This window comes from Luteolibacter ambystomatis, assembly GCF_018137965.1.
Lineage (GTDB): Bacteria > Verrucomicrobiota > Verrucomicrobiia > Verrucomicrobiales > Akkermansiaceae > Luteolibacter > Luteolibacter ambystomatis.
Window position 1 is genome coordinate 4,103,343 of record NZ_CP073100.1, and the last position, 25,131, is coordinate 4,128,473.

The window sequence follows — 25,131 nt, forward strand, 5'->3', positions numbered from 1 at the left end:
TGACGGAATAATGGTAAAATCGCCAGATGATTTACATTTTCGACAATTGCCGCCAACCGGCCACCTGTTGCTCGGCGAAGGCCGGTCCCACGGACATTCCGATGGTGAGCCCGCAGAGGACGGTGACGCCGGGCAACGGATGCTCCTCGATCCACGGCTTTTCCGGGTGCTTCGCATAGTAGCCGAGCCAGCGCTTCGACACGAGGAACGGACAACCTCTCAAATGCCGGTGCGCGAGCCGGAACAGCAGTTGCTCCACCTCAGCGGTCTGGTCGAAATCCGGTGGTTCATCCGGCGCGGTGTATTCATGCGAGTCCCCGATCACCAGCGAGCCATCCGGTGCGGGCTTGACCAGCAGATGGATGCCGAGACGATCGGAAGCCGCGTCACTGGGCTCCGCGAGCATGTTCGCAAACGCGGGCGAGCCGGAGAACACCGGGTAATGGCGCAGCGACCTCCCGAATGCCAGGCCGGGGATTCCACGCGGAAGACCCAGTGGCTCCGTCTGGAGCATGGACAGCTTGCACCGGCGGATGCCACTGCGGATGAAAGTTTCCGGAAACAACGTCTGGAACTCCTCGCCCGCGCACACCAGCACGTGCGGAGCCTGGAAGCGATCCCCGGACGCGGTATGCACCGTGCAGCCTTCCTCAATCCGCACGACGGTGGTGGACGGAAAATAACCGAGCCCTTTCCGATCCCGCAGCCACTCCAGCCAACAGGCGACGAAGATCCGCGGCTCCAACGCGGCCGCATCCGGAAACGCCAGCGCGCCCTGCATGCCATCCTTCAACAAGCGGGGATGATGCCGGATCGCATCCCGCGGTTCCAGCATCCGGCAGTTCAACCCGTAGTCTCCGGCTTTGGTTTCAAAGTCCGCGAGCACGGCGGCCTCCACAGCCGTCTCCGCCACCAGCAGCGAGCCGCATGGGTTCCAGCCGAAATGGAATTCATCCGACAGCGTCCGATAGATCTCCGCCGTCCTCAGACCGAGAGGGATCGATGCCAGATCCGGCGCGATGAACGGCCATGCGAGGCCGAAGTTCCGCACCGAACCACCATTCGGACGGGAGAAACGCTCGAACAAGGCGACACGCTTCCCCTGTGCAAGCAGCGCCGACGCGAACGAAGCTCCAAGGATTCCGCCGCCGACAATAATGTGATCCCAAGACTGCTTCATGCGGATCGGAGAAGCCGCATCAGGACTTCGGTTTTTCCAATGGCGTCCCCACGGTCGCGGGCTTGCCGAGGCCGAAGGTGCCCGGCTCCCAGCCCCACTCCGCTTTCACCGGCACTCCGAGGAACTCGAAAACCGTGGCCGGAACCACGTGCTGGCCCGGCGTTTCATCGACGATGCCGCGGCCCGAGCTGCCCTTGCCCGCCACGATCATCGGAATGGTGCGCTCGCCTTCGGATTGGCCGCCGTGCGAGCGGCCGTTGCCGCCGTGATCCGTGACCACGATCACCAGCCAGCTCTCCTTGGCAATCTGCGGCCGCGCTTTCACGGCATCCATCACCTGAGCGACCAGACCATCAACGTGCTCGATGGCGGAAAGGTAGGCCGGATTGTCGGTGGCGAAGCCGGTGGAGTGTCCCGCGCCATCCACCTGCGAATAGTGGAGGAACATCACATCCGGATTGCCGGTCTTCAGCAGCTCCGCGGCCTGGCGGGATACTTCCTCATCCTTCACGAGGTAGTCCTTGCCCGGAGCCGCCACGTGCATGTCGAAGTACTGGGTCTGGGGCGCGATCATGTAGGTCTCGATCCAGGGCCAGCTCGTAATCGAAGCAATGCTCGCCGAGGGAACGGCTTCCTTCAGATACTTCGCGAAATGGGGGGCCGCCTTGGATTGGTAGGAGCCACCCTTCGGCACCGGCTGCTGGTCGCAGGGATTGGTGCCATTGCCCACCACGCCGTGTTTGTTGGTGTAGGTGCCGGTGAGCAGCGTGGTCCAGCCGGGACCGCTGATGGTCGGCTGCTTGGTCGGACCGTTCAGGTCGCCACCAGCCACCGACTTCATCGTGGCCGTACCGGTCTTCGCGAGGTTCTGAAGGACCGGAGCCTTCGCCGCCTGGAAGGCATCCGAGCGCAGGCCGTCGATGCCAACGATCAGCACGTGCCTGCCTTTGAAATCGTTGGCCGTGCCCGGCCCTGGAGCCGCCGCAGCCAGTGTCGGAAGAAGCGCGCAGAGCGGAACAAGAAGGTGTTTCATATTCATGGAACCATAACTACGGGATTCATGGTAGATATTCGCTGGCAAAAACCCCTTTGTGATTGGCAGGGAAAAGGAATCAGGACTTCGGCTGGCCCTTTGCCGAGGAGACGATCACCGGCTTCTGGAGCCCGAAGGTGCCGGGCTCCCATCCCCACTCCGCCTTCACCGGCACGCCGAGGTATTGGAAGGTGGTGGCAGGCACCACGAACTGACCCGGCGTTTCCTTCGAGACACCCAGCTTCGGCACGGAACGCCCGGCCACGATCATGGGGATGGTGCGCTCTTCCGGCGATTGACCGCCGTGGGACGTGCCCTTGCCGCCGTGGTCGGTGGTGAGGATCACCATCCAGCTTTCCTTGGCATACTGCGGGCGTTTCTTCACCGAGGCCATGATCTCGCCCACCAGTCCGTCCACGGTGGTGATCGCGGTCATGTACTTCGGATTCTCCGTGGAGAAGCCGGTGGAGTGCCCCGCGCCATCGACCTGGTCGAAATGCACGAAGATCACATCCGGGTTCGCTTTGGCCAGATAGTCGAGCGCCTTCGCTTTCACGTCGGCATCCCGCTCGGGATACGCCTTGCCGATGCCCTTCTCATGGTGATCCACCGCATCCGGCTGGGCGGCGATGAGGTAGTCCTCGATCCAATTCCAACTGGTGAAGGACGCGACGCAGGCGGTCGGCACGGTTTCCTTGAGACGCCTGGCGAAGTGGGGAGCCTTCTCGACCTGGTAGATGCCAGGCTTCATCGAGTTGCCGGAAACACCATGCTTGTCGATGCAAGTGCCGGTGAGAATCGAGGTCCAGCCGGGGCCGCTGATGGTCGGCTGATGGGTCGGGCCTTCTTCCGCTCCACCCGCCACCGCGGTCCATGTGACCGAGCCCGCCTTGGCCAGACCTTGGATGACCGGTGCCTTCGCCGCCTTGAGTGCATCGGATCGCAGGCCATCGATGCCGATGATGAGCACGCGCTTGCCGTGGAAGTCGTTGGCATCGCCGGGACCGGGATCGGCCCACACGGCGGGAGCAAGTGCCACGAGGCAAGGAAGAATGCGGTTCATCATGGCCCGAGGATACGGAACACCGGAGCAGGGATCGCTTACGATGTTCCCCAATTCATTGACATTTCCGCCACACCAGCATGCCAACCTGCTTGCAATAGTCACTATTGCGTGGCGTTTTAGCCAATACCTTTCGCAAGGCTGCCATGGTCATACTCCTGCCACACCGGCATACCGGAGAGCATGATGACCTCTCGCGTTCATGCCATGCCTCCACGGCGTGTGGTTCCAAGACGGGGATTCTCTCTGGTAGTGGTGCTCATGATGATGATGCTTCTGGCGGTTCTCGCCCTGGGCTTGTTATCCTTGTCCACGATCGAGCTGCGACGCAGTGCCGCGGGGACCGCCAGAGCCATCGCGAGAGCGAACGCCCGGCTCGCCCTGCAACTGGCGATCGGCTCCTTGCAGAAAAACCTGGGGCCGGATGGCCGGGTCTGTGCCACTGCTTCCCTGTTCGACAGTGATCCCGCTTCACCCGGAGTCGAGGGCGTGAATCATCCCCACTGGACCGGGGTCTGGTCCGCCTCAAAGCCGGATACCAAGGGCGGCATGGTCACGCCAATCAAACGCGACGACTCCGATGGCGGCCTGCGCGATGAACGCGCCACCGGCGGCTGGCCCCGCACCGAGACGCTCGACTGGCTGGTGAGCCGGCCCGCAGGCATGGCGACACCGGACCCCCGCACCATCAGCCGGGAGGGCGATTGGATCCGCCTCGTATCCACCGGCACCGACAAGGACGACGTGTGGGTTCCCTCCGTCGCGGTCGGGGATTCATCCGCCGGCCGCTATGCCTGGTGGGTCGGAGACGAGGGAGGAAAGGCCAAGGTCAACCTCCCCGATGGCTGGGCTGGCAAGCTTCCCGACCCCGCCAATCCCGGCAATGGCGGCTACAACCATTGGCTCGCCTCCCAGAAGAACGAGCCGGTGCTGGTCGATCCTTCCCTCCACATCGAGGAAGCGAAGAAGGCCAAGGTGGTCACGCTCCGCAACCAACAGCTCGGCTCGACCGCCACCCCGGAAGCGATCAAGGGGAAGTTCCACGACTTCACCACCACCTCGCTCGGATTGCCGGTGGACGTGGCGCACGCCCGCCTGAAACGCGATCTCACCGCGTATTTCGCCAGTGATGGCTCGATCCCTGACCTGGGCGGCAGCGGCAAGGTGACTTCCCCCGGCATCGCGGATGACGATCGTCTCGTCGGACCTGCCAATCCCGCCGCCGCGGCGCGCGAGGGAGTCAACTGGGCCGACACCCGACACCAGACATCGGCACCCCGTTTCGGCCTGCTCCGCCGCTGGTCCCGATACGCCTCCATCTATGCGATGGAAGCCGGGAACATGGCCATCGCCCAACCCAAGGCGGAGAACCCTCCGCTGCTCAACAGCGACGATTCCTACGACGGCACCAACAAGGTTCCGGTGGCGATCGGCCAGTTCGACACGCCCTCGGTTTCCCCCGTGCTGGTGGAGGGCTCGATCTACTACCAGCTCGTGGCCGAAAACTCCGGCACCGCCACCGCGGCCTCCTGGCAACTCCGTGCGCACATCTATCCGCGTGTGGTGATTTGGAATCCCTACAATCTCGCCCTGCAGATCCCGGCGAGTTCCCTGATGCTCCACACCAACGGCGGCAAGACGGTGGAACTCACCATGGCGGATGGCACCAAGAGCAGCCGCACGTTGAGCTGGGCCTCAGGCGGCGCCCTCGCCGGGGCCTTCTACTTCGGTCTCAATGCGATCACCTTGAAACCCGGTGCCTGCGCGGTTTTCTCACCCACGCAGCAGACGGCCTACAACGGTGGCAATCCCGGGGCGAATCTCTTGTCCGCCTCGGTACCACCCTCACCCGACCGCGGGTTCACCGTGGCAATCGGTTCTCCGGGAGCGGTCCAACCCATCCAGTTCCGCGAGGCACCCACCGGCTTCCAGGCACAGGACTACCGGATGCTGTGGAAGAACGGGTCGTCCGGTTCCACGGCGGCATTCCAATCACTGCCGCAGCTTTCCTTCGTCTCCTGCTCAATGCAGTACGGGGATGACAACGAGGTGCCGGTGGAGTGGAGCAACAGCACGCCGGTACCGATCCAAGCCGTCACCGGCACCAGCTATCCGGTCGTTTCCATCCCTGATGTCCGCACGCGCGATGGCTTCCGCCTGCGCTGGTTCACGGAAACGCCTTCGAACAAGATCGGCTCCGGCTCGCTGGCGAACACCAACCACTTCGACATCGCCCCGCTCGGCAACTGGAACCCGCGCGCGACCTACACGCTGCGGACGCCGTATGAGAACGTGACCGATGTCGCGCCGCAGTTTTTCGGAGCCTATACCCGGGATCTCTTCGATGGCGCCGTGTCCTGGGGTGAGATGATGCCGGTGCCGAAAGACGGCATCCAGCAGACTTGGCCCTTCGGACAGGCGATCGAGTCTCCTGGTCCGCTGGTGCTCTTCGATGTGCCACGCAAGGAAACAGGGATCGCGTCGCTCGCCCAGTTCCAGCACGCGAAGCTTTCCGAATTCATCTGGCATCCCTCGTATGCGGTAGGGAACTCGCTGCCGGATCCGAGATTGGAGGACCGGACCGACCGCTCCGCACCGGTCGCCCGGGATGGCTCCGAGAAGGCGATGAATGGCTGGACCAAGGCCATGCTGGGCTATGCTTCCGGACGCACGGGCGGCAGCCAGGGCAACGAGCAGTGGGCCTTCTACGCCCGTTGGAGCATCGGCAACCTTCCCGCCACCGACGCCGTGGTCCACGATCTGTCCTACGAGGTGAACCGTAATTTGTGGGATGACTTCTTCCTTTCCACCGGCAGCCAGGCGGAGAAGCAGTCATTCATCGCCTCCGGTGCCGCATTGCCCAATGGCCGCATGCGGCTGGTGAACCGGGCCGGCTCCGCGGACCAGGTGCGCGCGGACCTCTCCGACTTCCACCGCGCCGCATCCCGGCTCGCCATCGACGGAGCCTTCAACGTGAACTCCACGAGCGTGGCGGCTTGGAAAGCGGTGCTAGGCGGCACGCGCGGCACCAGCACCTCCGCGGAGAGCACCATTTTCCCACGCCTGCTCAATGCTCCGGCCGGAGAATGGAAAACCGGAACCGCCGCCAATGGCAAGGAGGCCTGGGGCGGCAGCCGGATTCTCGATGACGGCGAGGTGGGCCGCCTCGCGGAAGCGATCGTGACCGAGGTGAAGAAGCGCGGCCCGTTCCTCTCGCTCTCCGACTTCGTCAACCGCCGGCTCGCCAAGGATGACACCGGCAAGGCCGGAGCACTGGAAGCCGCGATCCGGAGCGCGGGGCTCAATTCGTCCTTCGAACAGGCCTACCCACTGGTGCGCGACAAGCTGAAGGACTATGCGGACACGCTGGACAACATCCCCGACGGCACCCGCCTCGATCCGCAGCTCATGCCCTCCAGCAAGGCCTGGGGAGCACCCGCCTACCTGACCCAGGCGGACATCCTCCAGCCGCTCGGCCCGCAGCTCAGCGCCCGTTCCGACACGTTCGTGATCCGCAGCTACGGTGATTCCCGTAGTTCCTCCGGCACCATCGAGGCTCGCGCCTGGTGCGAGGCGGTGGTGCAGCGCCTGCCCGAACCGGTGACTCCGGACAGCACCGGCCTGAACCCGCTCGATCCCGGCGGCCGCAACGACTTCGGACGCCGCTTCATCATCACCGGCTTCCGCTGGCTGAACTCCTCCGACATCTGATCCATGAAAGCCACCCTGTCCCTGCTGCTCGTTTTCACCGGTCTTCTGCACGCGGAAGAAGCGCCTGCCGAGGCCGCCAAACATGGCCCGCCGATGCGGTTGCTCGCACTCGGAGAGCCGCCGCCCTTCCGTCAGGAGGTGCGCGGTGACCGGCGCGTGGAGTTGGAAGCGGAGAAAGGCGCGTTGCCTCCCCACCAGATCTCCATCGCCGAATGCCCAGTGGTACCTCTCGCGCTCTGCCAACCCGCTCCGCTCGCTCATGTGCCACCGGCTCCAACCGTGACGCTTCTCGACAAGGCGGCCAAATGGATATCCCTGGACATTCCGGAAGCACTGCGCGCGAAACCAAAGCTCGCCCTCTTCTGGCGTGATCCCGGCAAGACCTGGGACACGCCGCGCAGCCTGCTGCTCGATGACAGCGCGGAAGCCTTCCCCGCCGGGCAGGTGCGTTTCGTCAATCTGCTGCCGACGGTCGCCGCCATCAAGATCGGTGAGACGACCCAGGAACTTGCGGCTGGAAAGGTTTGGCTGTGTCCCGCACCCTCCGCAGGCAAGGCCCTTCAGATCGCCTTCCGTTCCTCCGATGGCACCTGGATGCCGATTCATGCCGCCACCTTCGAGCCAGCCCAGGCGGGCATGCGGATGGAGGTGATCGTCTATCGCGCGGACACCGATACCGCCCGCCGTCCTGCAAAGGCGCTGGTCCTGCGCGGTCCTGCCACCACCGCGAATGACAAGGCTGCGGCCAATGGTGGAACGATGACGGCGGCCAACGGACAGTGAAGACTGAAGAACGCAAGGCGGGAGCCTCACGCTACTAGGAAATGCGCTCCTTCACCTCGGTGATGGAGGGCTTGAGCCAATCGTTCTCCACCTCGTCGGACTTGTAGCCAAGCTCCTGGGGCGAGGGGCCGTCCCACTCGCCTTTCATGCCGCGCATGGTGAACGTGCCTGCGGCCGGATCGATCTCCAGCATGGTGAAAATGGGCTTCTTGTAGCCCGCATTGTAGGCGTAGAGCGGGAAGGTCTTCGCCAGCTCCGGGTCCGCCTTGCCCTTCTTCCAATTACCACCCATGTAGTAATAAGAAGCGGAGTTCACGTGGATGTAAGGGATGCCGTTGATCACGCGCTCGTGGTCGATGTGCCAGTGGCCGTTGAAGCAAGCGGCCACCTTGCGCCTGCCGTCCGGCGTCTTCGCGGCTTCCAGGATGGCGCGCACCGCCTCCTGGTTATCGATGCACATCGGACGCTCGAAGCTCTGGTGGGAGAAGATGAAGGTGCTGAGCTTCGTTTTTTCCAGATCCTCCTTCAGCCATGCGACCTGGTCATCGGCGAGGTAGTGCGGATAGCCGCCTTTCCAACCGGCGGGGCGGTCGTTGCCATCGAGCACGATGAAGTGGAACCCGCCGAGGTCGAAGGAATAGTAGCGGGCCTGCATGCTCCAGAACACCATGGTCTGCTCGCGCTTGAAGCCGCCGTCCATGTCGTGGTTGCCCAGCACGTGGTACTTCGGCCCGGTGAAGGCATTGAAGATGTCGGTGAAGGCGCGGTTCGCGGGCTTCGGCTGGCAGAAGTCGCCGAGCTGCATGATGGCATCCGCCTTCACCTGATCCATCGCCGCCATGAAGGCCTTCAGGCGCTCATCCGCATCCGGCACCAGGTCCTTGTGGATGTCCGTGATCATGCCGATTCGGATCTTCTTCGCGGAAGATCCCGCGGCCAGCAGCGGCAACGGATAGGTGGCCGAGACAGCAAGGGCGGCTTTGAGAAACTGGCGGCGGGTGTTCATGGCGTTTCCTGTTTTACGGCAGGATATCACTTCCCTCGCGTGCATTTTCACGATTCCCGATGGCAAAACCGCCGGAATGCAAAAAGGCCGCCGTCACGGAGGACGGCGGCCTTTTGAAATCCGAAGTGGAAGAACTCAGCGCACGACGCGGGCGCCGCCGCCGGAGATCTGCTTCTCCACTTCCTTGCGCGTCGCCATCGAGGTGTCGCCCGGGGTGGTGGAGGCCAGCGCGCCGTGGGCCGCGCCGTAGTCGACGGCCTTCTGTGCGTCATTGAACTCGAGGAAGCCGAACTGCACGCCGGACGCGAAGCTGTCGCCGCCGCCGACGCGGTCGAGGATCTCCAGCTTGTCGTATTTGCGGCTCTCGTGGAACTTGCCGTCGTGCCAGAGGATGGCGCTCCAATCGTTGATGGTGGCGGTGATCACGCCGCGCAGGGTGGTGGCGGCGACCTTGAAGTTCGGGAACTCCTTCACCGCGGTCTCGATCATCTTCTTGAAGGCATCGGTCTCGATGTTGGAGATGTTGTGGTCCACGCCCTCGACCTCGAAGCCGAGCGAGGCGGTGAAGTCCTCTTCATTGCCGATCATGACATCCACATACTTCGCGATCTCGCGGTTGACCTCCTGGGCCTTGGCGAGACCGCCGATGGTCTTCCAGAGGGACGGGCGGTAGTTGAGGTCGTAGGAAACGATGGTGCCGTACTTGTTGGCGGCCTTCACAGCCTCCACGGTGAGGGCGGCGGTGGTTTCCGAAAGGGCGGCGAAAATGCCGCCGGTATGGAACCAGCGGACGCCGAGCTTGCCGAAGATGTGGTCCCAGTCGATGTCACCCGGCTTCAGGTGGGAGGCGGCGGTGTTGCCGCGATCCGGATTGCCGACCGCGCCGCGGATGCCGAACCCGCGCTCGGTGAAATTCAGGCCGTTGCGGACCTTGCGGCCGATCCCGTCGTCCTCGCGCCACTGGATGAACTCCGTGGAGACGCCGCCCTGCATGATGAAGTCCTCGATCAGGTGGCCGACCTCGTTGTCCACGAAGGCGGTGACGACCGCAGTCTTGTAGTTGAAGACCTTCCGCAGCCCGCGCGAGGTGTTGTACTCGCCGCCGCCTTCCCAGGCGGCGAACTGGCGGGCGGTGCGGATGCGACCTTCGCCCGGATCCAGGCGGAGCATCACTTCACCGAGGGAAATCTGGTCGAACGCGCATTCGGACGCGGGCTTGATCTGTAGCATGGCGATTTTTGACTGAATTTCGGATGATGCCCGGGTCACTCGGGCGAGAACACTCTGGTAAGTCCGAGTCGATTTGAAAAGCCCTCAGTCGAAAAATTGCCTGCAAATTTTCAAGTCGCGCGAAGCCTGGCTTCGCAAGCTCGGACAAGCGACACCTCTTGTGGAAGGCACCCCTGTTCGATAAAAGCCGTCAGCTGCACGCGAAGCCAAGCTTCGCGCTACCTCAGAGCTTCGCCTTCGCAGCGGCTTCGAGTTCGGCGATTTTTTCGCGCTCGGGAGCACCGCCGCGGGCTTGGTCGGCCTTGCCGCCGCCCTTGCCGCCAGCGAGAGCCGCGAGGTCACGGAGCAGATCGCCGGCCTTGAGGCCGCGGGCTTGCGCTACGTCGCCGCAGTAGGTCGCGAGCTGAAGCTTCTCGCCATCATCGACGATGAAGAAAGCGGCTTCGCCGAAGTTCTTTTTCTTCAGGCCATTGAGCAGCTCCTGCACCAGCGAGGCATCCGCCTCGAAAGTGCGGATGATCGGCTTGCCCGCCTCGATGAGTTCCGCAAGCTCGGCATCCGCCTGTTGGGCGGCGGCACGGGCCTGGGCTTTCTTGAACGCCTTCTCGGCCTCGATGGAGACTTCCTTGAGGTGCTCGAGGTGGGCCTTCAGCGCGGACAGTTCATGCGTAGCCGGAGCCGCGGCAAGCGCGAGCGGGGCCTCGATGGCGAGCTGCTTGAGCTTTTCGAGCGTGACGGTGGCCTTCGCGGTGGCGGCTTCCGCCTCGGCGATGAGGAGTTGTTCCTGCTCGGCGAGCCAGGTTTCAGCGGCCTTGCCACAGACGGCCTCGATGCGGCGCACGCCGGCGGCGATGGCGCCCTCGCTCTTGATCTTGAAGAGGCCGATTTCTCCGGTCTTGCGGACGTGGGTGCCGCCGCAGAGTTCCATGGAGTAGCCGTCGAGGCTGTTGTTGCCGCCGCCGATTTGTACGACGCGCACTGTATCTCCATACTTGTCGCCGAAGAACTGCATGATGTCGGTGCGGCCCTTGATCGAGGCGTGCGGGACTTCCGTCCACGAGACGTTGCCGTTCTCCGCGATCTTCGCGTTCACCTTGTCCTCGATGGTCTGGAGCTGCTCCGGAGTGACCGCGCCGCTGTTGAAGTCGAAGCGCAGGCGGTTCTCGTCCACCGACGAACCCTGCTGGGCCGCGTCCTTCGACACGACCTCGTGCAGCGCCCAGTGAAGAAGGTGGGTCGCAGAGTGATGAGCCTCGATCGGACGGCGGCGGGTGGTGTCGAGCTTAAGCGTGACAGTATCGCCAACGGCGATGGAAGCATCCGCGGGCACGGCAACCGCACGGGCCTTGCCGATCTGCTGGACGGCGGACACCGCATACTCGTTGCCGTTGATGGCGAGCGTGCCGGTGTCCCCGGCCTGGCCCCCCATCTCGGCGTAGAACGGCGTTTTGTCCGTAATGACGAAGAGCGCATCTTCCTGCGGATGAAGCTCGAGCACGGTGGCCTCGGACTCATCGGAATCGAAGCCGGTCATTGTGGTGACGGCGTCGGTGGAAATTTCGAGCGCGCGGACCACGGTGGTCTTCTGCGCGGCACGGGAACGCACCTGCTGTTCTTCCATGAGCGCCTTGAAGCGATCTTCATCCAGCTTCAGGCCGCGCTCGGAGCAGAGGAGTGCGGTCAGGTCGACCGGAAAACCAAAGGTATCGTAGAGCTCGAAAGCGAGATCGCCGGAGAACACCGCGCCTTCTGAAAGCGAAACGGCACCGTCTCCGAAACGCTTCAGACCACGGTCGAGTGTCAGGTTGAAGGCGTTTTCCTCGCGGTTCAGCGTCTCACGGATCGCGGCCTCACGGTCCTTCAGTTCCGGGAACACGTCACCCATCTGCGCGACGAGCGTGGACACGAGACCGTCGAACAAAGGCTTGTCACCGGAGAAGCCGAGCTGGCGTCCGTACTTCACCGCGCGGCGCAAGATACGGCGCAGCACGTAGTTCCGGCCGTTGTTGCCGGGCATGATGCCATCGGCAATGGAGAAGGAGAGCGTGCGGAGGTGGTCGGCGATCACGCGGAAGGCGATCGCGTCCTTCATGCCGTCATCGAACTTGGTGCGATCCGCGCCGAGGTCCGGGTAGATGTCCACATACTTCTTGCCGCTGAGTTCCTCGATGCGGTGGAAGATCGTGCGGAAGACGTCGGTGTTGTAGTTGCTCGGCTTGCGCGAGAAATCGGTGAAGCCCTTGGTGTTCTGGATGATCGAGCAGGCGCGCTCGAAGCCCATGCCGGTATCGACGTGCTTCGCGGGCAGCTCGCGGAAGGTGCCGTCCGCCTCCGCATTGTATTGGATGAAGACGAGGTTCCAGATCTCGATGCAGAGGTCGGAGTCATTGTTGACCAGTTTGCGGCCGGTCTTGGGATCGCCCTCGGGAGTCAGGTTCACATGCAACTCGGAACACGGGCCGCAGGGACCGGTCTCGCCCATCATCCAGAAATTGTCCTTCACGTTGCCGTGGACGATCTGCACGGCAGGATCGCAGCCCTTGGAGGCGAACAGCGCCGCCCAGAGGTCATAGGCTTCCTGGTCGAAGTTTCCGGGATCGCCTTCCTTCGGCGCATAGACGGACGCGTGAAGACGGTGCGCGGGCAGGCCCCAGCGTTCCACCACGAGATCCCACGCCCACTGGATCGCTTCCTTTTTGAAGTAGTTGCCGAAGGACCAGTTCCCCAGCATCTCGAACATCGTGTGGTGGTAGGTGTCGTAGCCGACATCCTCGAGGTCGTTGTGCTTGCCGCCGGCACGGATGCACTTCTGGGTGTCCGCGGCGCGCGGCGGATCGTAGGGCGCCTTGTCGGTGCCGAGGAAATAGGGCACGAACTGGTTCATCCCCGCATTGGTGAAAAGCAGGCCGGGGCTCTGCGGCATCAGCGAGGCCGAAGGCACGATGGTGTGCTGCTGTTCGCGGAAGAAATCGAGGAAGCTGTTGCGGATCTCGGCGGAGGTCATGGGCGCGGGGGGACGAGAAACCACGAATCCGGGGAAAGAACACGGATTTTTTTCCCAAAGGTTGCTCACCTTGAAGGAGTTTTTAGAGCAATTCGCCCGTCCAGCCGAATTCCGATCAAATCCTTGGGTGAGCCACCTTTCCTCAATTTCATGACGTGGTGATCCAGCGGAATCAGCGGCTTTTCCCACGGGCAAGAGCCTCCTTCATCAACAATTACGGTCTTGGACCTGCTTTTATGTAGTCTTCGGCAACTTCAAGAATGCTGAAAAAATCGATCCCAAGTTCTTTTCCGATTTCTTTATATAACCCCCCTTTTAGAATAATCGCAACGACCGCTACTATTTCCAATCCCGATCTTCTCAATTCCTTTGTCAGCAACTGCACTGTTCCGCCGCTACTGACGACATCATCAATGATCAGAACACGCTTTGCGCGACTCCTCTCATCCGTTTTGAAATAGAGCTTTCGTTCATAGAGAAGCGACTTCTGCCAAACCATTCGCTCTTCTTCCGTTCCAGACTCCGTGTCCCGAATGATCTCAACTGGAATCCCCAGTTGATCCGCGATCAAAAGTGCCCATGGGTTCCCTCCGGGAACGACGGTCACCAACCAATCAATTCCAGGAAGAAGAGGTCTTACGATTTCAGAAAGCCCTCTCTTCACTTCAGAAATAAGCAGATGAGAGAGCATGGTCCCGCGCTCGCCGACACTGAACACATGGAACTGATATTTGCCGTTCGGAAGCGTGACTTCTGGCGCAGCTTGAACATCAGCGACAAGATTCGGGAAATTAGCCAAGGCATTTGGCGGTCTAACCTGTTTGAGCTCGGGAACGCTAACTCGTATTGTCATCAGGTGCGCCAATTCATCCCATAGCTCGCGTGTATGAGATTTTATCCGACGGTCGAACACCTCCGGTCTGGTTGACGAATTGACATGCTCGTGAATCTCACGAGCCAATCGGATAAGATTCTGCTCAGATGCTTCGATTGATTGAAATCCGGCGAGATGGCTGGGCAAATCATGCCGTTCGATTCCGAATAGCAATGGAACCGCGCGACAAGCGTTTCGCCCCTTCATGGCAATCGCACCAGCCTCCATGGCAATCCAAGGCGAATCCATGTTCTGAGGTGTAATACAGAGAATAGCATAACTGGAAGATTCCAAGGCATCCCCGAGTGATTCTCTCCATTGTTCTCCCAGTTGGATATCTTCATCAGATATCCAAACATCGACTTCATCCATAAGGGTGAGGAGCCAATTTTTGATTGCTGAAGCAATCGCTTTGCTCGGACTCTGTGACCAAGAAACAAATATCTTTGGGGATTTAGTTGGAGATGTTCGTCGCGGCATTACAAGCAAGGTATCTTTGCTGGCAATGACAATTCAAGACAAAGACGTCTCCAGATCGTTGATTCTGGTATCTCCGTGGAGCCTCAAAGCGGAATCCATTCCTCGAAGATGACATGACCGATATGGCTTGCCGACTTTTGCGCGATATCTGCCAGATAGGCCATCAACCTCATCCAAGCCTTACCGCGAAATTTATTCTTCAAGAATCTGGAAGCTCAAATGCTCCCCCTTTGGGGTTCTCCGGGATGCAGAAACCCAAGTACCGCTCAAACGTTCGGAGCGATGATGGCCTACTTCCCGTAGCGATAGTGGCCGATGATCTGGTAATTCAGGAGCACATCCTCCCACTTCACCCCGGAGTCGAGGTTGTGGACCAACCAGGAATCGGTGCCGCGGTCGCCGGGACCCGGGACCACCATCGCGATGTGCATGTCGACCTGGGTGTGGGCATCCCCTCCGCGGGTGCTGGTGCCCGGGCGGGTGAGGACCACGACGTCGCCCGGCTGGTACTCGGAAATGTTCCGCGAGGTGGTCAGGGTCTCGCCATGGCGCTCGAAGAAGCGCTTCAGGTTGGGGGCGCGGCGGTGGTCGACGTTGGTGTTCAGGCCGCCGGCTTTGGAGAGCTGCTCGTATTCGCGGTAGCTCTTCTCCATGTCCTCATGGACGAGCTGCTGGAGGTCGATGTTCACTCCCCGGTAGGCGCGGACGATCACATCCTCCGCATTGCCCTTCCCGGCGGGAACATCGCCGCCGGGGTAGGAGATCTTGAATTCCGAATTGTCGTAAACGCCCGGGGTGCGGGCCTGGCCGAGAGCCGAGGCGGCGAGACGGTCCCCGAAGGACTCGGACGGAGTGAGGCGGGCAATGGTCCGCTCAACGCTCTCCAGCGAGGTGCCTTCCTGCTCGGCCTTCAAGGTCGGGACCAGCTTGCGGAAGAACAAAAACGGAATGCCGACGGCGATCAGGATGATGACCCAGCCACCAAAAAAGCGGCGCTTTTTCTTCGGCTTCTGGGGACGCGGGCCCACATACTCGATGGTATCGAAGAAACCGTTGTTGCGCTGGGATCGGCGTGGCATTGGAACGCGAAGCGGATGAACCACATACAGCCGGAAATGGCGATAGTTTTCCACCCATGTTAGGATCTTTTTCACGGAATCCCGCGGACAATCATGTCTTCCCGCTCGACCGCTCCGCGCTACGGGGCTAACGGGGTGGATCATGATCGTCTTCAACAGCCCGCGTCCACTGCAATGGGGAGCCCTCGATGTGCCCCTACTGGGCATCGGCAAGGACTGGCATGGCACCCCTTTCGAACCTGCGGCGGGCTACGCGCTGGCGCAGGACGGACAGCGGCTGTGGTTCATCGCCTCCCACACCAAACCGGCACAAATCCACCCCTCCGCGCGACCGGGCCGGTTCCAAGCGGAGCTGTGGCGCTACGACGTGGCGGAGCTGTTCCTGGCCGATCCGGTGAGCGGCCGTTATTTCGAGTTCAATCTGGCTCCGAACGGCGCGTGGTGGTCCTGCGAGTTCACCGCGCCGCGGGTGCGGGACCAGGAGGAGGATTTCCAGATGCCGGAGGTGGGGGCCTTCGCGGAACTGGCGGAGGATGGCTCATGGGCCGCCGCGCTGGCGATCCCGCTCGATATCCTGAAGGCGCGCATCAACTACAGCCCGGAGACTCGGGGGAATGTGACCTTCATCCTGAACTCCCCGGACCAGAAATTCCTCACCGCCGCGAAGTTGTCGGACGGCGAACCGGACTACCATCTGCCAGGCCAATTCCCCACGCTCCAACCGCGGGCACTACCCCAACTGTGACCCCGAAGCCCAAGCGCTGGTCTTTCTGGCTGGTTTCCGCCACGGCGCTGCTGAGCATCGGCGCCTGGCAGGCGGCACAGATCGCCGTGGATGCGAAGACCCGCGCCATGGCGGCGGTGAAAGTTCCTCCAAAGAAAACGCGCTCGGACGGGAGGAAGCCCTCGGCGAAAGAACTGGCGCAGATCGATCCGGTGGGAACCTACATCGCCCGGGCGAAACGGGGAATGACCGATCAGGAGATCAACTGGATGATCGAGGATTTCCACAAACGAGGATTGGACAAAGACTTGGTGCCGGATACTGTGGAACACTACCAAAGCCTTCGGCAGCGGCAGGCAGCATGGTATCTACAGGCTCTCGCGGAAGGGTTTTCGCTGTCGCCCTCGCAAAAATCGGAGGCGGCGGCCAGACTACGGAGATGGCGTTTGCAGGGTGACGAGGAATACGCGGCCAAAGCAAATGAACCGGACCCGATCACGAACAATGAATTAAAAGTGGGTGACAGGGCTGCAGATTACGCCTTTGCCAGCCAATGGCTTTTCATAGGCGACCACGCAGATCCTTCCGTATTGTGTGATCTCACTCCCGAACAAAAGCGCCTGACCTATCAGGATATGCCTTCCGGGATCTACCGGAACTACGCCCATGATCTGGCGGCGGACCAGTGGATCATGCCTCCCAACGCGACACTCGAGCCCAAATCCTCGCCCGTGGCCGTTCCGGATATCTTCCCCCTGATGCCTTCCCAGCTGGTTCCTCCAGGTCAGCGGTCTGGCGGTGAGTTGGCACAGGCTCGGAGACTCCAACCGGCGCAGTTGCGGATCATTCTTTTGTTCCACCGGGAAATCGCGGCCTGGCTCTCAGATAGTCTGGAAAAGAATACACCGGTTGTCACAGACCCTTTGGAGCCTCAAGCTCCCCACAATGAGTGACGCGGGACAGAGCATGCTGGTGACGGCACCGGAGCGATGGGACGAGGTGTGTTTCGCCGTGCCTGCGATCCGGGCGCTGGTCGCATCCGGTCTGCCGGTCACGGTGCTGTGCTCCAGCGCTCAGGAAACCTTCTGGAAGACGCTACCCGGCCTTACTCTCCTCCCCTACCCACCCAAAGCCTCTGCCGGAGCCATTTCCACACTCATCGCCGGGAAATTCGCCGCCGCCATCGTATGGGAGGCGGGCGTCTCCGCGGATGCTTGCGCCAAGGCCGGTATCCCGCGCCGCACCGGCCCGGGGGGTGACAAGGCGCTTGTGAAACGCCTCACCGACCCGATGCCGCTGCCCGCCCCCGGCCCGATCGAGCACCGGGTCCGGCATTATCTGGCGCTGGTGGAAGCCATGGGCATCGACACCCGGGTGGCAGCGTATTTCGAGCCCGCCGATCTCGGCATCGCTCGGGAGCCTGACAACGTGCTGCTGGCACCGGATTCCGACTATGGCCGCAGTCACGAGTGGCCGTTGGATCGCTGGGAAGCGGTCGGTCGGTCGCTGTTGGAAAGCGGCGCGCGCATCACAGTCACAGGTAGCGGAGGCTTGACCGCCAAACTGGCGAAAACACTCGAAGCCCGAACCGCGGATCTGCCGCTCTCAGGGGATGCGTTGCCATTGCTCGCCGCCTATGAGCGGGTGATCGCCGCAGACGGTTCGCTGCCCCATCTCGCCGCCCACGCGGGGGCGACCTGCGTGGTGCTCTTCGGCCCCAATGAACCGGCATGGAAACGTCCGCTGGGCAAACGTCACACCGTGCTGCGCCAGCATGTGGAGTGCTCACCCTGCTTCTCTCCGAAGTGCGCAATGGACCTGCGCTGCCAGAACGAGCTGGAATTGGCGAGAGTGCTGGCGGCGGTGAAGTAGCGTCAGTTTCCAACTTGCGCCGGTGAGGAACCGACACGGGAATAACCCGCAGGCCTACCCTCCAAATCCACCCCTCCCACTCACAAGCAGGAGTGCTTGTGCTATCTCAACACCCGCTTCAGCAGGAGGATCTGGATCTCCGTGTAAAACTGGTAGCGGAAGAAGGCGGCGCGCCTGGCATTGGACATGCCGGACATGTCCGGTTCGTCTTCCGAGAAATCATACCGCGAATGAAGGGCCAGCCGTGCCTGGTTCAGGGCACCGAACCACGCTTCCGCATCCTCCTTTTCGATGAACACCTGGCCCGGTCCCCCGGCCGAGGCTTTCGCCGCCAGCTCGATCGCCCGCCCGACCTCACCCACCTGGCCCTCGAAGGTCTCGCGCAAGTCCGGCATCACCAGTTCCTCCCAATCCTCCGCCTCCGCTCCGGCGGTTCCGGCCAGACGCTGGGCCAGCCCGGCGGGTTCGGCATCGGCCAGGATGTAGCGCAGGATGATCCAATCCTGAAAATCCTCAGCATCGATCCGCAGACCGCCCTTCAATGTCGGTCCTACCATCATTCCGGTTTCTCCAAGGACGTGGTGAGCTGGTGGGCCTGGAGCTGGGCGACGAACAACTCGGCCTTCTCACGCGTGCCGGTCCAGACGATGGAACGTCCGGCGGTATGCACTTCCAGCATGTGGCGGTTGGCGCGCTCCTCGCCGTAGCCGAACACCTTCTGGAACACCCACGAGACATAGCCCATGAGATTCACCGGATCGTCATGTACGACCACGTTCCAAGGCTCGTCGAGCGCCTCGGCCTCGCGTGTCCGGGTTTCGGTCTTCGTCGCCATGGCCCCTCCCATCAGAATCAGACTTCCACGGGCTCCCCGGCGGGAGCGTCGATCCACTTGCCGTGCTCCTGGATCAGATCGATCAGGCGTTCCACGGCCTCGGCCTCGGGAATGTTGAACTTCACCGGCGTCTTGCCGACGTAGAGGTTGATCTTGCCGGGCGCGCCGCCGACGTAGCCGAAGTCGGCGTCCGCCATTTCCCCGGGTCCATTGACAATGCAGCCCATCACCGCGATGCGCACGCCCTTGAGATGGCCGGTGGCGGCGCGGATCTTCTGGGTGGTGGATTGCAGGTTGAAGAGCGTGCGGCCGCAGCTCGGGCAGGCCACGTAGTCGGTCTTGAAGATGCGGGTCCCGGCGGCCTGGAGGATATTATAGGCGAGGCGCAGCGATTGGCCGGGGGCGGTCTCGCCGCGGACCAGGATCGCATCGCCGATGCCATCGCAGAGCAGCGAGCCGATCACCCGGGCACCTGGCAGCAAGGCCTGCAGGAAATCGGTATCGCCCTGCGGTGGGGTGAGCGTGTCCTTCAGCAGGATCGGATGGCGGGCATCGATCACGAAGGCGAGCTGGCGGAAGGCGTGGATCGGTTCGAGATCGAGGCCATCCTTCACGGTCACGAGCTTCGCCACCGGCGAATGGTTCAGCTCAGCCACGGCGGCTTCGTCGCGCGGATCAATCTCCAACACGCCGGACTTTTCGATCACGATCTCCGGCTTGAAGTCGCCGAGCTTGTTGATCTTGTGGGCCAGCGCGTTCCAGTTCTCCTGGGTGGTGAAGACGCGCACCGTGCGGTCGCCGCCCAACTCGTGGCCTTCCACGGTGAGAACGTCGGTCTTGCGGCGTTCGTAGGAGAAGGGATCGTAGGACGGGACATACTCATCAGTGGCTGCGGCGTCCCGCCGCAGGCCGTGGTCGTGGCGTCCCGCCGCGACATCCTCGCCATCGTAAGCACTCCCCACCCATGTCCATCCGGAAAGCCCTGCCGTCTCAGGATTCCGCAGCGCATAGCGGATTTGGTTCCTGAAATCGTCCCCGTCCCGGATCAGATGGTCGTAGCTCTCCTTCTGCCACAAGGGGCCGGTGCGACTCAGCCGCTTGTTGATTTCATGTGCTGTGAAGCTCTTCCAAGAATGAAGGATGTCCTCCAAAGCGAGCCCGCCCCGAGGATGGACCACGACATGGACGTGGTTCGGCATCACGCACCATGCCAAAAGGTCATACCGATCGCCGTCGAAGTGCCGGAGAGCACTGTCGACGACCCCGGCGATATCAGGTTCCCGAAGCAAACATTCTCCATGACCTTTCTGGAGAGCGGGTTCCAACAAGGATTCCTGAAGAGCTGACAACTGGGCGCGAACCTCCACCAATTGTTTCAACACGCTCCGGGAACCGGCTTCACGCGAAAGGTGTCCCAACTGGCGGACAAAGACTTCCCTGCGATCCCGATGTTCTTCGAGGATCTCCTCAGGAAGGGAATCAGCCAAGCGGAAGGTGACCGCATAGGTTCCGTCTTTAACGGCCCAATGAGGAAGATAGCTGGCTTCGGTCTTCTCGACCTCATCCCAGTTGATTTGGATCGCTGCGGCATCCTCCTCCAAAGACCTGCGGCGGGACGCCACAGCCACGGCCTGCGGCGGGACGCCGCAGCCACAGTTAAATGGCTCCGCCAAAGCCTGCGCGACCGGGATTTCATACACCGCATCCTCGGTGAGCGAGACACGGATGGTATCGCCGATGCCATCGGACAACAGCGAGCCGATGCCGATGGCGGACTTGATGCGGCCGTCCTCGCCATCGCCAGCCTCGGTCACTCCGAGGTGGATCGGGTAATTCCAATCCGCACCTTCCAGATCGAGGCGGGCGACCAGCAGGCGGTAGGCCTCGATCATGACCTTCGGGTTCGAGGCCTTCATCGAGAACACGAAGTTGTGGTAGTTTTCCTCGCGGGCGAGGCGGGCGAACTCCAGGGCGCTCTCGACCATGCCGTGCGGCGTGTCGCCGAAGCGGTTCATGATGCGGTCGGACAGCGAGCCGTGGTTGGTGCCGATGCGCATGGCGCGACCGAGGTCCTTGCACAGATGCACCAGCGGAATGAACTCCTCGCGGATGCGCTCGAGCTCCTCCTCGTATTCGGCATCGGTGTATTCGCGGACCTCGAACTTCTTCTTGTCGGCGTAGTTGCCGGGATTCACTCGGACCTTTTCGACCCACTTGGCGGCCTCCATGGCGGCGTCCGGTTTGAAATGGATGTCCGCCACGATCGGCACCCCGCAACCGGCGGCCCGGACCTCGCGGACGATGTTCTCCAGATTCGCGGCGTAGACCTTGGTCTGGGCGGTGATGCGGACGATTTCACAACCGGCGGCGTCCAGATCCAGCACCTGCTTCACGCAGGCCGGAGTGTCGCGGGTGTCCGAGGTGATCATCGATTGCACCCGGATCGGGTTGTTTCCGCCGATGCCGACGCGGCCCACCAGGACCTCGCGGGTCGGACGGCGGGAATAGCTCAAAAGGGAGGGACAGTAGCGCGACGGCACGTTCATCTGCGGGCGATATAGCCGAAAAGCCGGATGGGGGCAACGGGTCCGGCAGCCCCGGGGCACAAATCCTGCTTTCCGTGCCGCTTTCCCGGTGTTTCCCTGCCATCTCCCTCCACCATGAAAGCCCTCCTTTCCGCCCTCGCCGCCGTCTGGCTGGTCATTCCGGCCCTCGCCGCGGACGAACCGAAGGCCACCGATTTCATCCGCGTGGACGAGGACGCGCAGGCCGCCCGCCTCCAGACCGCCGTGACCCGCTACAAGAAAGGCGGCGTGACGGTGGACCTCATCGGCGCCGTCCATATCGCGGATGCGGCCTACTACAAGGCGCTGGGAGGAAAGTTCGACAACTACGAGGCCGTCCTCTTCGAAATGGTGGGCGACGACAAGGCGCTGGCCAAAGCCAACCTGGAAAAGGTCAAGGCCAATGCGGCGGGAGCCGGAGCGGCCAAGGACAAGAAAGACCTCAGCGGCCTGCACCAGATCTACAACATGGCTGCGAAGTTCCTCGGCCTGACCGGCCAGATGGAGTCGATCGACTACACCCGGAAGAATTTCGTCCACGCGGACATCACGCTGGAGGAGTTCCAGAAGCTCCAGAACGAGAAGGGCGAATCGATGATGAGCCTGCTCTCGAAAGCAGAGGAGTCCGGCGTGAAGGAACCCGACTCCGCCAAGCTGGTGCAGGCCATGCTTTCCGGAAACTCCAACCGGATGAAGCTGGAAATCGTCCACACGCTCGGCAGCGGAGACGACCAGATCGCCACCTTCGCCGGCAGCAACAGCGTCATCATCGGCGACCGGAACGCCAAATGCATCAAGGTGCTCGATGCCCAGGTGGAGAAAGGCCGCAAGCGCCTCGCGATCTTCTACGGAGCCGCGCATTTCCCGGACATGGAGAAGCGCCTGCTGGAGGAGGGCTACAAGAAGGTCTCCCACGAATGGCTCACCGCCTGGGACATCCCGAAGCCCCAGCCGAAGGCCGCGCCCGCTCCGGCCGAACCCACCCCTGCCGCGGAGCCGAAAAAGAAGGCCGCCTGAGCCGGTTTCGCGAAGTTTTTCCGAAAATCGCTGTCCCGGTTCTGCTCTTCCGGGACATTCCCATCGTGTGAAGCCGCTTCATCCGGGCGTTCCCGGGTTGAGCCGCGGTCCAAATCTGCTACCAGTGCCATCATGCGTGCCCTGCCTTTGCTCGCCGCCAGTGTTCTCGCCGCCTCCGCGGCCGATGACAAGAAACCGATCGTCGCCGTGTACGATCTGAACGATCCCGTCACCGAGTCCGGAAAGGCCGCGCCTTCCCTCTTCGGCGGATTCGATATGGACGCCAGCCGCCCGCTGACCACCTTCGACATCACCCGCAGCCTCGAAAAAGCCGCCGCCGACCCACAGGTGAAGGCGGTGGTACTGGACGTGGCCGGTTCCGGCCTGGGCCTCGACCAGATCCAGGAAGTGCGCCGCCGCCTGCTGGCCATCCGCACCGCGGGCAAGGACGTGTGGATCTACAGCGAATCCCTCGGGAATGGCACCGCCATCCTCGGCAGCGCCGCCAACCATTTCACGCTGCTGCCGGAGGCCGACTGCGAGTTCAGCGGCATTCATGCGGAATCGATGTATTTCAAGGGCCTGCTCGACAAGGTCGGCGTCCAGGCGGACGTGATCCACATCGGCGACTTCAAGAGCTTCGGCGAAAACTACTACCGCACCGGCCCCAGCGAGCCGGCGCAGCAGCAGGAGGAGAAGCTCATCGACTCGATCTACAACACCATCGTCAAGGATGTGGCCGCCGGCCGCAAGCTCCCGGAAGCGAAGGTGAAGGAGCTCATCGACCGCGGCGAACTCACCGCCGCCGAGGCGAAGCAGGAAGGCCTCGCCGACGACCTGCTCTACCGCACCACCTTCAATGCCAAGATCCGCGAAACCTATGGCGCGGACGCGGAATACAAGCATGACTACCAGCTCCCCGAACGCGATGGCCCGGAGATCACCGGCATGATGGACATCATCAAACTGATGTTCAGCGCCGACAAAAAGTCGAAGTCCCGGAAGGACTACGTGGCGGTGGTGGCGCTCGATGGCGACATCAGCGACGAGTCCATCGCCCCGGTCCGCGAGGAGATCCTGAAGCTGCGCAAGGACGAAAAGGCCAAGGCGCTGGTGCTGCGCGTGAATTCCCCCGGCGGCTCGGCCCTTGCCAGCGAAGTGCTGTGGGAGGCCACCAGCCAGTGGAAATCCAGCGGCCGCCCCTTTATCGTCTCGATGGGCGGGGTGGCGGCCAGCGGCGGCTACTATGTCTCTAGTGGAGCGGACCGCATCTTCGCGGAGAGCGGCACCATCACCGGCTCCATCGGCGTGGTCGGCATGAAGTTCGTGGTCGGCGGCGCGATGGAAAAGCTGGGCATCACCAGCCACGTCACCCAGCGCGGCAAGAACGCCGGGGCCATGAGCATGACCCACGCCTTCACTCCGGAGGAATCCGACCTGATTCGCAAGTCGATGACCCGCGTTTACGGCACCTTCAAGCAGCGCGTGATCGACGGCCGCAAGGACCGCCTCAAGGGCGACCTCGAGCCGCTGGCCGGTGGCCGCGTTTACAGCGGCGAGAAGGCGCTGGAGATCGGCCTGGTCGATGAAATCGGCGGTCTTGCCGAAGCGATCGACTACGCCGCCAAGCAGGCCAAGCTGGAAACCGGCGAGGCCAAGCTGGTGCCGGAGCCGAAGAGCGCCTTCGAAGGCATCTTCGCCAAAAAACACGACAAGGATAAGGACGACGACGAACTGGTCCGTGCCGCCAGCGCGCCCGCTCCGTCCGCCCAACTCCGCCAGAACCTGATGCAAAGCGGCCTGCTTTCCACCCTGCCCGCTCCCGCGCGCGCCGGAGTGGACCGCCTGATGTCCCGCATGGATGCCTTCCAGCACACGGAAGTCCTGCTGCTCGGACCGGATTTGAAGGTGGCCCCCTGATCGGACGCGACCACCTTGCCACGCGCTTGGACTTGCCCGGCGGGGCCGATTGGCCCATGTCCGGGCGATGTCATTCAAGGCGGTCCTTTTCGATTTCGACGGTGTGCTGGTGGACACCGAGTGGGCAATCTACGACGCGTGGCACCGCACTTTCCTCGCGCACGACCACCCGCTGCCGCTGGAGATCTACACCCGCTGCATCGGTTCGGACTTCGACACCTGGTCGCCGAAGACCCATCTGGAGGAACTCACCGGCCGCTCGTTCGATTGGCATGAGCTGGATCTGAAACGGCAGGAGGAAATCGTCCGCGATCTGGCGGGCGAAGGCCCAATGCCCGGCGCAGTGGCGCTGCTGGAATCGCTGATCGCCCGCGGCATTCCGCGTGCGGTCGTTTCCAGCTCGTCCCACCACTGGGTGGATGGTTGGTTGGATCGCCTCGGGATGATGCACCTGTTCGACACGGTGGTCTGCCGTGGCGATGCCCCGCGGATCAAACCCGCGCCGGATCTATTTCTGGAAGGCGCGCGACGTCTGGGCTTCGCACCGGAGGAATGCCTGGTGATCGAGGATTCCCTCAACGGCGTGAAAGCCGCGCGCGCCGCCGGGTGCCCCGTCTGGGCCGTGCCAAACCGGGTGACGGCGTGCCTGGATTTCTCCCTCGCGGATGCGGTGCTCCCGAGCTTGGAGGCGGTGGGTGGGGCCATGATGTGTTGACGGATGCAGCTCTGAATTTCCCACCCCCAGCTCGAGCTATC

General features: G+C 62.5%; 19 protein-coding genes. 8 read left to right on the top strand and 11 right to left on the bottom strand.

Going from position 1 to position 25,131, the window contains the following annotated elements; translation table 11 throughout:
• Positions 1-31 precede the first annotated feature (31 nt).
• The 3 genes from KBB96_RS15780 to KBB96_RS15790 form a co-directional block, all read right to left on the bottom strand.
• Positions 32-1,180, bottom strand: a complete 1,149-nt coding sequence (locus KBB96_RS15780) for an FAD-dependent oxidoreductase (RefSeq protein ID WP_211630462.1) — start codon at positions 1,178-1,180, stop codon at positions 32-34.
• 19 nt (positions 1,181-1,199) lie between these two features.
• Positions 1,200-2,213 carry an alkaline phosphatase family protein gene (locus KBB96_RS15785; protein WP_211630463.1) on the bottom strand — a complete coding sequence of 338 codons (1,014 nt, stop codon included), beginning with the start codon at positions 2,211-2,213 and terminating at the stop codon, positions 1,200-1,202.
• Positions 2,214-2,292: 79 nt separating this feature from the next.
• The gene (locus KBB96_RS15790) at positions 2,293-3,279 is read right to left on the bottom strand and encodes an alkaline phosphatase family protein (protein WP_211630464.1); all 987 of its coding nucleotides are present in this window, start codon (positions 3,277-3,279) and stop codon (positions 2,293-2,295) included.
• A gap of 258 nt (positions 3,280-3,537) precedes the next feature.
• On the opposite strand from KBB96_RS15790, the gene KBB96_RS15795 reads away from it, so the two are divergent.
• Together KBB96_RS15795 and KBB96_RS15800 are read left to right on the top strand one after the other, a co-directional pair.
• Positions 3,538-6,987, top strand: coding sequence for a hypothetical protein (locus KBB96_RS15795; protein WP_211630465.1), 3,450 nt, complete (start codon positions 3,538-3,540; stop codon positions 6,985-6,987).
• 3 nt (positions 6,988-6,990) lie between these two features.
• The gene (locus KBB96_RS15800; protein WP_211630466.1) at positions 6,991-7,770 is read left to right on the top strand and encodes a hypothetical protein; all 780 of its coding nucleotides are present in this window, start codon (positions 6,991-6,993) and stop codon (positions 7,768-7,770) included.
• Positions 7,771-7,804: 34 nt separating this feature from the next.
• Here KBB96_RS15800 and KBB96_RS15805 read toward each other — a convergent pair whose 3' ends face one another.
• The 5 genes from KBB96_RS15805 to KBB96_RS15825 form a co-directional block, all read right to left on the bottom strand.
• Positions 7,805-8,776 carry a metallophosphoesterase family protein gene (locus KBB96_RS15805; RefSeq protein ID WP_211630467.1) on the bottom strand — a complete coding sequence of 324 codons (972 nt, stop codon included), beginning with the start codon at positions 8,774-8,776 and terminating at the stop codon, positions 7,805-7,807.
• 135 nt (positions 8,777-8,911) lie between these two features.
• Positions 8,912-10,006: a sugar kinase gene (locus KBB96_RS15810; RefSeq protein WP_226373557.1), complete on the bottom strand. Its 1,095-nt coding sequence runs from the start codon at positions 10,004-10,006 to the stop codon at positions 8,912-8,914.
• Between the two features lie 223 nt (positions 10,007-10,229).
• Positions 10,230-13,010 (bottom strand): alanine--tRNA ligase, encoded by a 2,781-nt coding sequence (gene alaS, locus KBB96_RS15815; protein WP_211630468.1) that lies wholly within the window; start codon positions 13,008-13,010, stop codon positions 10,230-10,232.
• 214 nt (positions 13,011-13,224) lie between these two features.
• Positions 13,225-14,364 (bottom strand): TIR domain-containing protein, encoded by a 1,140-nt coding sequence (locus tag KBB96_RS15820; protein ID WP_211630469.1) that lies wholly within the window; start codon positions 14,362-14,364, stop codon positions 13,225-13,227.
• 290 nt (positions 14,365-14,654) lie between these two features.
• Complete coding sequence (locus KBB96_RS15825) at positions 14,655-15,443, bottom strand: DUF1287 domain-containing protein (protein ID WP_211630470.1); 789 nt, start codon at positions 15,441-15,443, stop codon at positions 14,655-14,657.
• A 142-nt stretch (positions 15,444-15,585) separates the two neighbouring features.
• On the opposite strand from KBB96_RS15825, the gene KBB96_RS15830 reads away from it, so the two are divergent.
• Genes KBB96_RS15830 through KBB96_RS15840 form a run of 3 tightly spaced genes read left to right on the top strand, consistent with a single transcriptional unit; the run spans position 15,586 to position 18,039 of the window.
• Entirely contained in the window at positions 15,586-16,188 is a 603-nt protein-coding gene (locus KBB96_RS15830; protein WP_211630471.1) for a DOMON domain-containing protein, read from the top strand.
• Positions 16,185-17,120 (top strand): hypothetical protein, encoded by a 936-nt coding sequence (locus KBB96_RS15835; RefSeq protein ID WP_211630472.1) that lies wholly within the window; start codon positions 16,185-16,187, stop codon positions 17,118-17,120. The genes KBB96_RS15830 and KBB96_RS15835 overlap by 4 nt, the downstream gene beginning before the upstream one ends.
• Positions 17,113-18,039 carry a glycosyltransferase family 9 protein gene (locus tag KBB96_RS15840; protein ID WP_211630473.1) on the top strand — a complete coding sequence of 309 codons (927 nt, stop codon included), beginning with the start codon at positions 17,113-17,115 and terminating at the stop codon, positions 18,037-18,039. The genes KBB96_RS15835 and KBB96_RS15840 overlap by 8 nt, the downstream gene beginning before the upstream one ends.
• Positions 18,040-18,140: 101 nt before the next feature.
• Here KBB96_RS15840 and KBB96_RS15845 read toward each other — a convergent pair whose 3' ends face one another.
• The 3 genes from KBB96_RS15845 to ispG are packed head-to-tail and all read right to left on the bottom strand — an operon-like array spanning position 18,141 to position 21,420.
• Positions 18,141-18,599 (bottom strand): DUF2017 family protein, encoded by a 459-nt coding sequence (locus tag KBB96_RS15845; RefSeq protein ID WP_211630474.1) that lies wholly within the window; start codon positions 18,597-18,599, stop codon positions 18,141-18,143.
• Complete coding sequence (gene clpS, locus KBB96_RS15850) at positions 18,596-18,874, bottom strand: ATP-dependent Clp protease adapter ClpS (RefSeq protein WP_226373558.1); 279 nt, start codon at positions 18,872-18,874, stop codon at positions 18,596-18,598. The genes KBB96_RS15845 and clpS overlap by 4 nt, the downstream gene beginning before the upstream one ends.
• A gap of 17 nt (positions 18,875-18,891) precedes the next feature.
• Positions 18,892-21,420, bottom strand: a complete 2,529-nt coding sequence (gene ispG / locus KBB96_RS21080; RefSeq protein WP_226373559.1) for a (E)-4-hydroxy-3-methylbut-2-enyl-diphosphate synthase — start codon at positions 21,418-21,420, stop codon at positions 18,892-18,894.
• A gap of 114 nt (positions 21,421-21,534) precedes the next feature.
• Between ispG and KBB96_RS15865 the strand changes: the two genes are divergently transcribed.
• The 3 genes from KBB96_RS15865 to KBB96_RS15875 all read left to right on the top strand — a co-directional run bounded on the left by KBB96_RS15865 (position 21,535) and on the right by KBB96_RS15875 (position 25,090).
• Positions 21,535-22,455, top strand: a complete 921-nt coding sequence (locus KBB96_RS15865) for a TraB/GumN family protein (protein WP_211630475.1) — start codon at positions 21,535-21,537, stop codon at positions 22,453-22,455.
• 132 nt (positions 22,456-22,587) lie between these two features.
• Entirely contained in the window at positions 22,588-24,375 is a 1,788-nt protein-coding gene (gene sppA / locus KBB96_RS15870) for a signal peptide peptidase SppA (RefSeq protein ID WP_211630476.1), read from the top strand.
• 67 nt (positions 24,376-24,442) lie between these two features.
• Positions 24,443-25,090, top strand: a complete 648-nt coding sequence (locus KBB96_RS15875) for an HAD family hydrolase (RefSeq protein WP_211630477.1) — start codon at positions 24,443-24,445, stop codon at positions 25,088-25,090.
• Positions 25,091-25,131: the final 41 nt, after the last annotated feature.

Excerpts from the sequence above, each read along its gene's own strand:
- KBB96_RS15780 (WP_211630462.1), bottom strand. The coding sequence starts at position 1,180 with ATGAAGCAGTCTTGGGATCACATTATTGTCGGCGGCGGAATCCTTGGA.
- KBB96_RS15785 (WP_211630463.1), bottom strand. The coding sequence starts at position 2,213 with ATGAAACACCTTCTTGTTCCGCTCTGCGCGCTTCTTCCGACACTGGCT.
- KBB96_RS15790 (WP_211630464.1), bottom strand. The coding sequence starts at position 3,279 with ATGATGAACCGCATTCTTCCTTGCCTCGTGGCACTTGCTCCCGCCGTG.
- KBB96_RS15795 (WP_211630465.1), top strand. The coding sequence starts at position 3,538 with ATGATGATGATGCTTCTGGCGGTTCTCGCCCTGGGCTTGTTATCCTTG.
- KBB96_RS15800 (WP_211630466.1), top strand. The coding sequence starts at position 6,991 with ATGAAAGCCACCCTGTCCCTGCTGCTCGTTTTCACCGGTCTTCTGCAC.
- KBB96_RS15805 (WP_211630467.1), bottom strand. The coding sequence starts at position 8,776 with ATGAACACCCGCCGCCAGTTTCTCAAAGCCGCCCTTGCTGTCTCGGCC.
- KBB96_RS15810 (WP_226373557.1), bottom strand. The coding sequence starts at position 10,006 with ATGCTACAGATCAAGCCCGCGTCCGAATGCGCGTTCGACCAGATTTCC.
- alaS (WP_211630468.1), bottom strand. The coding sequence starts at position 13,010 with ATGACCTCCGCCGAGATCCGCAACAGCTTCCTCGATTTCTTCCGCGAA.
- KBB96_RS15820 (WP_211630469.1), bottom strand. The coding sequence starts at position 14,364 with ATGCCGCGACGAACATCTCCAACTAAATCCCCAAAGATATTTGTTTCT.
- KBB96_RS15825 (WP_211630470.1), bottom strand. The coding sequence starts at position 15,443 with ATGCCACGCCGATCCCAGCGCAACAACGGTTTCTTCGATACCATCGAG.
- KBB96_RS15830 (WP_211630471.1), top strand. The coding sequence starts at position 15,586 with ATGATCGTCTTCAACAGCCCGCGTCCACTGCAATGGGGAGCCCTCGAT.
- KBB96_RS15840 (WP_211630473.1), top strand. The coding sequence starts at position 17,113 with ATGAGTGACGCGGGACAGAGCATGCTGGTGACGGCACCGGAGCGATGG.
- KBB96_RS15845 (WP_211630474.1), bottom strand. The coding sequence starts at position 18,599 with ATGATGGTAGGACCGACATTGAAGGGCGGTCTGCGGATCGATGCTGAG.
- clpS (WP_226373558.1), bottom strand. The coding sequence starts at position 18,874 with ATGGCGACGAAGACCGAAACCCGGACACGCGAGGCCGAGGCGCTCGAC.
- ispG (WP_226373559.1), bottom strand. The coding sequence starts at position 21,420 with ATGAACGTGCCGTCGCGCTACTGTCCCTCCCTTTTGAGCTATTCCCGC.
- KBB96_RS15865 (WP_211630475.1), top strand. The coding sequence starts at position 21,535 with ATGAAAGCCCTCCTTTCCGCCCTCGCCGCCGTCTGGCTGGTCATTCCG.
- sppA (WP_211630476.1), top strand. The coding sequence starts at position 22,588 with ATGCGTGCCCTGCCTTTGCTCGCCGCCAGTGTTCTCGCCGCCTCCGCG.
- KBB96_RS15875 (WP_211630477.1), top strand. The coding sequence starts at position 24,443 with ATGTCATTCAAGGCGGTCCTTTTCGATTTCGACGGTGTGCTGGTGGAC.